Origin of the sequence: Flavobacterium tructae (genome assembly GCF_002217475.1) — a bacterium.
In the GTDB taxonomy this organism is placed as follows: Bacteria; Bacteroidota; Bacteroidia; order Flavobacteriales; family Flavobacteriaceae; genus Flavobacterium; species Flavobacterium tructae.
Genome location: NZ_MUHH01000034.1, coordinates 106053 through 113911, shown reverse-complemented (window position 1 = coordinate 113911; position 7859 = coordinate 106053). Strand labels below are relative to the sequence as shown.

3 protein-coding genes are annotated in these 7859 nt (G+C 34.0%); 1 reads left to right on the top strand and 2 read right to left on the bottom strand.

Features of this window, described 5'->3' with window-relative positions; all coding sequences use genetic code 11:
• Nucleotides 1-115: 115 nt before the first annotated feature.
• Both B0A80_RS15845 and B0A80_RS15840 read right to left on the bottom strand, forming a co-directional pair.
• Nucleotides 116-1801 carry a hypothetical protein gene (locus tag B0A80_RS15845; protein ID WP_089077892.1) on the bottom strand — a complete coding sequence of 562 codons (1686 nt, stop codon included), beginning with the start codon at nt 1799-1801 and terminating at the stop codon, nt 116-118.
• Between the two features lie 651 nt (nt 1802-2452).
• Nucleotides 2453-5911 carry a methylmalonyl-CoA mutase family protein gene (locus tag B0A80_RS15840; RefSeq protein ID WP_089077891.1) on the bottom strand — a complete coding sequence of 1153 codons (3459 nt, stop codon included), beginning with the start codon at nt 5909-5911 and terminating at the stop codon, nt 2453-2455.
• A 302-nt stretch (nt 5912-6213) separates the two neighbouring features.
• Here B0A80_RS15840 and B0A80_RS15835 point away from each other — a divergent pair, with 302 nt between their 5' ends.
• Nucleotides 6214-7788, top strand: coding sequence for a L,D-transpeptidase family protein (locus tag B0A80_RS15835; protein ID WP_089077890.1), 1575 nt, complete (start codon nt 6214-6216; stop codon nt 7786-7788).
• The last annotated feature ends 71 nt before the right edge of the window (nt 7789-7859 follow it).

The following is a 7859-nucleotide window of genomic DNA, read 5'->3' as shown; positions in this document are numbered from 1 at the left end:
CCGTGGTTGAAACCACGGGCTATATTTGACAATTGGATTTTTATTGTTTTACTATGCTGAGAGTTATGCTCGTGCATTGCTTGCGTTCACGAGCGAGATGCTCGCGAGGGAGCTTTTAATTAACAATAATTTCTTTAAATTTCTGAACTAATGAATCTACTGAAATTTGGAAAGGAATATTTCGATTTGAAATAGCGCTGATTTTTTCATGTAAAATATTATTTGCCTGATTTTTTGCCTCCTCCAAATCAGTTGTATTTATCTCTTTATGATTTTGCATACGAAGTAAATGATCGTTAATAATTTCTTCAAATCGATTATTTATTTCTTTCAAATATGGTGCCCAAAAAATTAAGGTATCAATATCAATTACAGTTAAACCTTTAATAATATTTGGATCATACTTATCCTTTAATCTTTCTTTTACAATTTCCAAATACCAATTATTCAATCTATAGTTTATTCCTGGAGATTGAAAAATTCTATCTTGAATTATTAAAACAGGAAAAATACTTAAAACATTATCTGAATTTACATATTCATCTAGTTGAAAATTTCTATTAACAATGTCTTCAATAGAATTTACTAGCTGTCCAATACCGATAGCTTTTTTACCGTCATAAACAAATTTTTCATATAATATCGAATTAATTTCATCGATATTAGCTGATGATTTTACAGTTTTTGAAATTAACACATCTTTATTTTCAAAAAGAAATACTGTATTATTGTGACGAATGTAATAATCTGGCTCACCATCTATTTCGCATTGAGCTTCTCTCTTTTTGTAAAATTCCTCATTACAAAAAATATCATCTAAAATATTTTTCATCAAGAAATTTTCAGAAAATTCTTTATTGAAAAAACCAAAAAAGTTTCCATACTTTTTCTTTATAATATCCTTGCCCTCATAAATTTCTTTAAGTTTAAATTTTGCACTTTTATAAAATTTATCAACCACAAAAAAATAATTTACAATCGAAAATCTATTCTCTCCTAAAAAATAAATAGGATTATTTTTTAAATGTGTAAAATCTTCATCTAAAGCAATATCCTCTGATGTCATTGAAAGCAGAAAATCTAATGATGCCTTATCATGGACTTCAAAAGCATATCCTTCCGAAATTTTAGACATTAGTAATTGACCAAATAAATTCTTCATTTGAAATATAAATTCTTCTTCTGAATTTACATTAAAACTACCCAAAAACTCATTTTTTAATTCTACAAAATCTAAATTAGAATTCAAAAAAATAAATAATTCCTCAACCTTATGAATTGTACAAAAAACTAACTTTAAAAATTCGATTCCATCTTCTTCGAATAACGCTAAATCAGATTCAGGAAATTTAAGAATTAAACTAAAATCGACTAGCTTTTCAAAATTATTCTCATGTAAATTATTTAATTTTTGATGACCATTAAGCTGGCTATTAATAACAAGAAATGCTTTGAAAAGATTCATTTCATCTTTGTCAGCTGAAATCTGTTTATTATTCAAAATTTCTTTATTAGATAGAATGTACTCAGCTAATTTTAGACCCGCATATTTAGAAATTACTATAGGCTTTTGAATGATATTATTTGCCTTTAAGTAGTCAGTAACTCTCTGATTAACTTCATTATGTAAATGTAGGCTAGAAAAAAAATTATCAAAATTTGTACTTGGATTCTTACTACAAAATCCAATTGACATTAATAAAGATTCTCTCGATACATTTTTTAAATAATCTAATACTCCTTTAGGTTCTTCATCAGGAAAAACATTTTCAAACTGCAATCTTTGTACTACTTTCACCATTTTAAATAAATTATTTGTAAAACATTTAGAAATTAAAAAAATCAAATATTTGATTTACTTTTAAAAACAAAAAAATTGACTGACAATAAATTAAACAATATTCGGAAGATTTTTCCTGTTTATATATTCAAATATAGTAGATTTAAAATAATTTTTAATTTTTAGTATTTTATAATGGTATGAAAAACTTCCCCAGCTCTACGAAGTGTTCATCCGTAACGCTGCGCTCCGCAAATGTCGCTGACTTTGCGGTACATTGCTAAACAATTGTTACAATTTTAAATCTTATTATATGACTTTTCTTTAATCATTATTCATGCTTTGAAAATATTCCGCAAAGTCGGAGACATTTGCGGAGCGTTTGTATAAGAACTTTTTGAAAACGTAGAAAACAAATTTTTTACAACTTTTATGTTTAAACTGTGAAAATCCGTCCCGGTTTTATTTTATTAAACTTATTTGTATTAGTTGTATCTAATTTTCAGTTTTATTTTCGAGTTTAATATAAATGACCTTTCCTTTTTAATTTCTATTTCAGTTGTCAAGTAATCCTTGACAACTGAAAATCAATTAGCTTTTGTCGTATAATATTCCACAAAAAAACCTCCCATTATCTGAGAGGTTTTCCATAAATCTATAAAACAGTAAAAACTACATATTCCTTCTATACTGCCCGCCTACTTCAAACAAGGCCGAAGTAATCTGACCTAAAGAACAAACCTTAGTCGCTTCCATTAAATGGGCGAATAAATTTTCGTTTTTAATGGCGGCTTCCTGTAGTTGGCGCAGGTGCTCGTTTACTTTTGCTTCGTGGAACTGGTGTAAGTTATCGAGCATCGTAATTTGATATTGTTTTTCTTCTTCGGTAGCGCGAATTACTTCTGCCGGAATTACCGTTGGAGATCCTTTTGAACTCAGGAAGGTGTTTACCCCCACAATTGGGAAATCTCCGTTGTGTTTTAAGGTTTCGTAATACAAACTTTCTTCTTGGATTTTAGATCTTTGGTACATGGTTTCCATAGCTCCCAAAACTCCACCACGCTCTGTGATGCGGTCGAATTCCTGTAAAACGGCAGCTTCTACCAAATCGGTTAATTCTTCGATGATGAACGATCCCTGGATTGGGTTTTCATTTTTCGCCAGTCCTAATTCTTTATTGATAATCAACTGAATTGCCATCGCTCTACGCACTGATTCTTCTGTTGGTGTGGTAATCGCTTCATCATATGCGTTGGTATGCAATGAATTACAGTTGTCGTAAATCGCATACAAAGCCTGTAATGTCGTTCTAATATCGTTGAAATCAATTTCCTGAGCGTGTAATGAACGTCCGGAAGTTTGAATATGATATTTTAGCATTTGCGCTCTTTCGTTGGCTCCGTATTTGTTTTTCATGGCTTTTGCCCAAATTTTACGTGCCACACGTCCAATTACTGAATATTCAGGATCTACTCCGTTTGAGAAGAAGAAAGATAAGTTTGGTCCAAAATCGTTAATGTTCATGCCACGGCTTAAGTAATATTCCACGTAAGTGAAACCATTCGAAAGAGTGAAAGCCAACTGTGTAATTGGGTTCGCTCCTGCCTCGGCAATATGGTATCCCGAAATCGAAACAGAGTAAAAATTACGAACGTTTTGAGTAATAAAGTATTCCTGAACGTCCCCCATTAATCGCAAAGCAAATTCAGTAGAGAAAATACAAGTGTTTTGTGCCTGATCTTCTTTCAAAATATCGGCCTGAACGGTTCCACGAACCTGTGATAAGGTTTTTACTTTGATATCGTTATACACTTCCAAAGGTAAAACCTGATCTCCGGTAACCCCCAAAAGCATTAACCCCAAACCGTTGTTTCCTTCTGGTAAATCGCCCTGGTATTTCGGACGCTCTGTTCCTTTTTCCTTGTATATTTTGTTGATTTTAGCTTCAACTTCTTTTTCTAATTCGTTGGCTTTGATGTAAATCTCACATTGCTGATCGATTGCCGCATTCATAAAGAAACCTAACAGCATCGGTGCCGGTCCGTTGATGGTCATACTCACTGAAGTCAGGGCGTGAACCAAATCAAAACCTGAGTACAGTTTTTTGGCATCATCCAAACAACAAATCGAAACTCCGGCATTACCGATTTTTCCGTAAATATCAGGACGAACATCCGGATCGTTTCCGTATAAAGTCACACTATCAAAAGCGGTTGACAGTCGTTTTGCCGGTAATCCCGCACTTACGTAGTGAAAACGTTTGTTGGTTCTTTCCGGACCACCCTCGCCTGCAAACATTCTTGACGGATCTTCGCCTTCACGTTTGAACGGGTACAGTCCTGACGCAAACGGAAATTCTCCCGGAACGTTTTCTTGTAAATTCCAACGTAATACATCTCCCCAGGCTTCGTACTTTGGCAAAGCAATTTTTGGGATTTGTAAATGCGACAAGCTTTCTGAATGGGTCGCGATTTTAATTTCTTTATCACGTACTTTAAAGCTGTACACCGGATTTTTATATTTGGCTACTTTTTCGTCCCAATTCAGGATAATTTCCCAATTGTACGGATCAAGATCCATTTTTACTTTATCAAACTGATTGAGTAACAGGTTTAAAAAGATTCTGTTTTCGTCGTGCGTTTCGGCTGCTTTCACTCCTTCGACTCCGCTCAGGAAGACACTAGTGTCATCAATTCCGGCTTTATTAATTTGCGGAACTTTCCCTGAAACCGATTCTATGGTTTTAAAAATTCCGTATAATTTCTGCGCTACTTTTTGCTGCGCAGCTGCGATTTCATCATAAGATCTGTTGTTCTCTGCAATTTCAGATAAATAACGGGTTCTGTGTGGTGGAATCACGAAGATTTTCTCACTCATTTCCTTCGTAATCTGAAAAGTAGATTTCAGCTCCGATTGTGTTTTCTCTACAATCTTGTCCATGATCGCTTTATAAAGCGTGTTCATGCCCGGATCGTTAAACTGAGAAGCGATGGTTCCGAAAACCGGCATTTCATCCGGATTTTTATCCCATAAATTATGATTGCGCTGGTATTGTTTTTTAACGTCACGAATAGCATCAAGAGCCCCTCTTTTGTCAAACTTGTTCAAAGCGACCAAATCGGCAAAATCAAGCATGTCGATTTTCTCTAATTGTGTTGCTGCTCCAAACTCCGGTGTCATTACATATAAGGATACATCCGAATGATCCATAATCTCCGTGTCGGATTGTCCAATTCCTGAAGTTTCAAGAATAATCAAATCGTATTTTGCAGCTTTTAAAACCTGAATGGCTTCGGCAACATATTTGGATAAGGCCAAATTCGACTGACGTGTCGCCAGCGAGCGCATATACACACGAGGATTGTTGATGGCATTCATACGGATTCTGTCACCCAGTAATGCTCCTCCTGTTTTTCTTTTTGACGGATCGACAGAAATTAATCCGATCGTTTTCTCAGGGAAATCAATTAAAAAGCGACGAACCAGTTCATCCACTAAAGATGATTTTCCGGCTCCACCCGTTCCGGTGATTCCAAGAACCGGAATTTTAGAATCGGTATTGCTTTCGTGAATCTGATCAAAAACAGGTTTCGCGATTTCAGGAAAGTTTTCTGCTGCTGAAATCAAACGTGCAATTGCAGTTGGAATTTTATTTTCGATATGATCGATTTCTCCGTTTAACTGATCTCCAATAGGATAATCGGCACGTTGAACCAGATCATTGATCATTCCCTGTAAACCTAAAGAACGACCATCATCCGGAGAATAAATTCTTGTAATACCATATTCATGTAATTCTGAAATTTCACTTGGAAGGATTACTCCGCCTCCGCCTCCAAAAATTTTAATGTGTCCTGCTCCTTTTTCTTTGAGCAAGTCATACATGTATTTAAAATATTCATTATGTCCTCCCTGATACGATGTCATCGCAATCGCATTCGCGTCTTCCTGAATAGCAGTATTTACCACTTCCTCAACACTACGGTCGTGCCCAAGGTGAATTACCTCAACTCCGGTTGACTGAATAATACGACGCATAATGTTTATCGCTGCATCATGTCCGTCAAAAAGAGAGGCTGCGGTTACAATTCTTACTTTATTTTTAGGAATATATGGTATTTGTTGTTCCATTTTATGAATATGATAATTTTAAGGGAGCAATTTACAAAATATTACAACATTTGATCATGCTAATATCTTTTTGTTAACAAAAAAAAGAATCTTTTTTCTTTTAGAGGGGTAACAATTTGAATACTAAGCTGATTTATCCTATATAAGTCTTATAAAAATGTTAACAACATGGAAATCTTGAAATATTTAAACAAAATACAAGAACCTATAAATCAACACTATAAAGTAATTTAGTAGTATAGAAAAACCCCAAATTTTTACCTAAAACTACCTACAAAAGTAACACCGTAAAAATTTAAAAAATGAAAACATTATATCCACTCAGCCTAATTATAGTTCTAAGTTTTTTTGTGTCTTCTTTTGCCAAAACTGATCATAAGAACGTTTCGTATAAAAAAACTTCAACTGTCGCGCCCGTTTACAAGAATTCAGGTTCTGATAATGTAAACGAAATTTCAAATGACTTCTTTAAAAGATATTCTGATTTGAAAAGATATAAGTCTGACGTCATGTCATTATACAAAAACAGAACTCCGGGAACTATTTGGTTTGATGAAGATGCCATCAATGAGTTTGGTTCTGCATTATATCAAAAAGCTAAAAAAACGAATGATTTGGTTGTTCCTTATCAAAAAGAAATCGATGCTCTTTTTTCTTGTTCAGCAACAAAGCTGTCTAAAACAGATGCAGATATGCTTTTGAGTTCTCTATATATTGCTTACGCCAAAAAAAGTAATGCTGATGCCAGGAAAAAAATGTCGTATGATGCTATGCTGACAGATTTTTTAAATTACAGTACAATCGAAGAAGCCACTACTTCGACCACTGAAAATGTTAAAGTAACCTATGATCAATATTATAAATTACAGGACGTTCTGAAAAAATATAAAAAACTAGACCGTTCTAATAAATGGAAACCTATTGTTCCGGAAGAAACACCTTATAAAGATTTACGTCCGGATGCTGTTTCAAATACTATCACCCAAGTGAGAACCCGTTTATACTTATTGGGAGATTTAAAAAAGGATTCCAAAAGTAACGTTTACGACCGTGAATTAATGGATGCTGTAATGAAATATAAAGTTCGTAACGGTTTCAAGCCTAACTATATTTTAGCAGAAGAACATATTAAAGAAATGAATGTTCCTCTTGCCGATAAAATGGAGACCCTAAAACTTAACATGGAGAGATGTCGTACTATTTCGGATCAAATGGCCGGTTGCGATGAGTATGTTTTAGTCAACGTTCCTTCGTATGAATTGATTTATGTGAAAAATGGGAAGGTGCAACTGTCTTCGAGTGTCTTTGTTGGGGCACCATTAACTAAAACAACCATTTTTAATGGCGAAATTGAGAGAATCGTTTTTAGCCCTTACTGGACCGTTCCACAAAGTATTGTAAACAATGAGTTGAAAAGTAAAATCGCTGAGGATAAAAATTATCTGGCCAAAAAGAATATGGAAATCGTAAATGGTCAGGTGAGACAAAAACCGGGTCCTGAAAACTCATTAGGATTAGTAAAATTTATGTTTCCGAACCCTGATGACATCTATATGCATGATACTCCGTCTAAAACTTTATTCGATTTTGAAAAAAGAACGTTCAGCCATGGTTGTATAAACGTAAAAATGGCAAAAGAATTAGCTACTGCCATGCTTAAAGATTATCCTGAATGGACTCCCGATAAAATAGATAAAGCTATGGCGGGTAAAACAGAAAACAGTTTTAAACTAACTAAAAAAGTACCTATTTATATTACTTATTTTACTTCGCTGGTCAATGAAAATGGAGAAATTGGTTTCTTTCAGGATGTTTATGAGCGAGATGCTGAATTAAACAAAACGGTTTCTCCTGAGACGGGAGTAGTATCTAACTAAAATCTAACCAATTAGTTCGTTCGCTTCATCAAAAGAGCTGTAATTTTTAATAGGGTAATTTTTAGATTTGA